The organism is Pseudomonas sp. P5_A2_2, from assembly GCF_054177685.1.
In genome coordinates this window covers 1-3,041 of record NZ_JBGCUL010000553.1, presented here as the reverse complement: position 1 = coordinate 3,041, position 3,041 = coordinate 1, and the positions used below count along the sequence as shown (strand labels likewise).

Below are 3,041 nucleotides of genomic sequence, written 5' to 3'. Positions count from 1 at the left end.
GCGGCGTTGGGGGAGGGCGTCAGTGGCTGGTTGCCGGGGGACGAGGTGTACGCCATGGCCACCGGTATTGGCGGTATTCAAGGTTCGTTGGCCGAATACGCGACGGTCGATGCGCGACTGTTGGCTCGCAAGCCGCACAATTTGAGCATGCGCGAGGCTGCCGGATTGCCGCTGGTGCTGATTACGGCTTGGGAAGGCCTGGTGGACCGGGCGCGCGTTCGATCCGGGCAGACGGTATTGATTCATGGCGGCGCCGGTGGCGTCGGCCATGTCGCCGTGCAAATCGCCCGCGCTTTTGGCGCCAAGGTTTTTGCCACGGGCTCGGCCGGGCAACAATCGATCATCGAAGGGTTCGGCGCGACGTTTATCGATTACCGCAAGTCTTCGGTTGAAGACTATGTGGCTGAGCATACGGCCGGTGAGGGCTTCGACATTGTCTATGACACAGTGGGGGGTGAAACGCTGGATGCGTCATTCAAGGCGGCACGGATGTATCACGGTCATGTGCTTAGTTGCCTGGGGTGGGGGCAGCACAGCCTGGCACCGCTTTCCTTTCGCGGGGCGACTTACTCCGGTGTCTTCACTTTACTGCCGCTCCTGACCGGCAAGGGGCGTGAGCATCACGGCGAGATTCTGCACGAGGCGGCGCAGTTGATTGAAGCTGGCAAGATCTTGCCATTGCTTGACCCGCACTCGTTCACGCTGGAATCGGCAGAAGCCGCCCATGTACTGCTCTTGTCAGGAGCGGCAAAGGGGCGGTTGGTGGTCGAGATTTAACTCAGGGCCTCGAGTACGAAGTCCAGTCGATCCTGGCCGAAGTGCAACTGGTTATCGACAAACATGCTTGGTACGCCGAATACGCCGCGCTGCACCGCTTTCTCTGTGTTGTCCTTGAGCGTTGCCTTGACTGTTTCGTCGGCGGTCAGTGCCAGCACCTCATTGGGATCGAAACCGTTGTCGCTCAGCACCGCGGCCACGGTTGCCGGGTCATTGAGGTTGCGGCCATCGACCCACAGGGCGTTGAACAGGCAGTCAATGAAGGCGACAAAACGCTCGGGATGGTGCAACTGAATGCCGGTCACTGCACGCATCAGCATCAGGGTGTTGATCGGGAAATGCGGATTGAACTTCAGTGGCACTCCGTAGCGCCGGGCGTAACGGTCGAGGTCCTGAATCATGTGGCGGCCCTTGGCCGGAATGGTCGCCGGGGAGGCGTTGCCGGTGGCCTTGAACACACCGCCGAGCAGGATCGGGATGTAGATCAGTTGGCTGTCGGTTTGCTCACAGATTGCCGGTAGCTGGGTATACGCCAGGTAAGTGGTGGGGCTGCCCAGGTCAAAAAGGAATTCCACGGTTTTGCTCATGGTCGGTGCGCTCTGCTTATTGTTGTAGGGGAGGGCTTACCAGCGTTCGCTCCAGGGGCGAAGGTCCAGCTCGAAGGTCCAGGCATCGCGGGGCTGGCTGTGCAGGTACCAGTAATTTTCGGCGATATGCTCGGGATCGAGGATGCCATCCTGATCTTTGGTGGCATATTTTTCCGGGAAGCTTTCACGGATGAAGTCGGTATCGATGGCGCCGTCGACGACGACATGGGCAACGTGAATATTCATGGGGCCGAGCTCTCGGGCCATGCTTTGCGCCAGTGCACGAATGCCGTGCTTGGCACCGGCAAATGCGGCGAACCCGGCTGCGCCACGCAGGCCTGCAGTGGCACCGGTGAACAGGATTGTGCCCCGCTGGCGCTTGGCCATGCGTATGGCCACTTCCCGGGCGTTGAGAAACCCCGAGAAACAGGCCATTTCCCAGATCTTGAAATACTTGCGGGCGGTTTCTTCGAGAATGCTGCACGGCACATTGGCGCCGATGTTGAACACGAATGCCTCGATGGGGCCGATCTCGCTTTCGATCTGCTCGACCAGTGCCACCACATCGTCTTCCTTGCGGGCATCGCAGGCAAAACCGTGTGCCTCGCCACCATCGGCCTTGATGGCATCCACCAGTGGCTGGAGCTTGTCCGCACTACGGCGGGTGACGCAGGCGACAAAACCCTCCTGGGCAAAACGCTTGGCAATGGCGCCGCCCGTGACATCACCTGCACCGACGACCAGTACGACCTTCTTGTTATTCATGGGTAGATCCCTTTTGGTAAACGATCGTTAACTAAACGAACGTTATGCTATGATTCGACAGGCGTCAAGGTGAGCAATTCAAGGGGAAGAGCGATGCGTTATTCGGCCAGTCACAAGCTGGAAACCAGGCAAAGGCTGCTGGAAAGCAGTGCGGTATCGGCCAAGAAGTCCGGATTTTCGACGGTGGGCGTGGACGGCTTGATGAAGGCGATTGGCTTGAGTGGCGGTGCTTTCTACAGCCACTTCTCGTCGAAAGACGAGTTGTTCGCAACCATTGTTGAACGTGAGTTGGGTCAAAGTCTGGCGCGACTGGGGGAAGGGCAGGACCGTGACAAGCTTGAGCGCTGCTTGAAACAGTACCTGAGCATGTCTCACGTCGAGAATCCGGAAACCGGTTGTGCATTACCGGCATTGGGGGCGGAAATTGCCCGTTCCGACCTGACAGTCCGTCAACAGGCAGAGCACTGGATTTGTCGGCTTCAGGAAAGCTGGGCGGGTGTTTTGCAAAGCGACAGCCAGGCGTGGGCTATTCTGTCGCAATGTATTGGCGCGCTGGTCGTAGCGCGTATGTTGGCTAGCCCGGATATCCAGCGCACAGTGCTGAAGTCCAGCTACGAGGAAATTGGCCGTCAGATCGCAAGTCCGAGAACCTGACGCGACGGCCCTGCCTATTTGCAGATGACAATCATGCTGCGGCTGGTATAACCCGCAGGGTTGAGGCCAAACGGATAATCGCCGGGCTCTTCCACGGCATCTCCCGACTTGGCTATGACCTTGTAACCCTTGGGTGCGCAGGAGTTGGCGGCGCTGGCGTAGCACTTGTCCCAGGATGAAGACAGTCCGGAACAGTTGATGTGTAGCCCTTTCCTACCGTGCTTGATCTGTGTTTCCGAGGTCGCTGCGCAGCCCGCA

General features: G+C 58.8%; 5 protein-coding genes. 2 read left to right on the top strand and 3 right to left on the bottom strand.

The features are described from left to right. A partial coding sequence (locus ACXRVY_RS22150; RefSeq protein ID WP_458238245.1) for a zinc-binding dehydrogenase occupies window positions 1–777 on the top strand: 777 nt, incomplete at its 5' end. Here the strand turns inward: ACXRVY_RS22150 and ACXRVY_RS22145 are convergent. Then, window positions 774–1,364: a 2-hydroxychromene-2-carboxylate isomerase gene (locus ACXRVY_RS22145; protein ID WP_223463474.1), complete on the bottom strand. Its 591-nt coding sequence runs from the start codon at window positions 1,362–1,364 to the stop codon at window positions 774–776. The genes ACXRVY_RS22150 and ACXRVY_RS22145 overlap by 4 nt on opposite strands. 36 nt (window positions 1,365–1,400) lie before the next feature. Further along, window positions 1,401–2,129 (bottom strand): SDR family oxidoreductase, encoded by a 729-nt coding sequence (locus ACXRVY_RS22140; RefSeq protein ID WP_458238244.1) that lies wholly within the window; start codon window positions 2,127–2,129, stop codon window positions 1,401–1,403. A gap of 93 nt (window positions 2,130–2,222) precedes the next feature. Between ACXRVY_RS22140 and ACXRVY_RS22135 the strand changes: the two genes are divergently transcribed. After that, window positions 2,223–2,783 carry a TetR/AcrR family transcriptional regulator gene (locus tag ACXRVY_RS22135; RefSeq protein ID WP_223463476.1) on the top strand — a complete coding sequence of 187 codons (561 nt, stop codon included), beginning with the start codon at window positions 2,223–2,225 and terminating at the stop codon, window positions 2,781–2,783. Window positions 2,784–2,797: 14 nt separating this feature from the next. On the opposite strand, the gene ACXRVY_RS22130 is transcribed toward ACXRVY_RS22135, so the two are convergent. Beyond that, on the bottom strand, window positions 2,798–3,041 hold a 244-nt coding region (locus ACXRVY_RS22130; RefSeq protein ID WP_458238243.1), incomplete at its 5' end, for a hypothetical protein.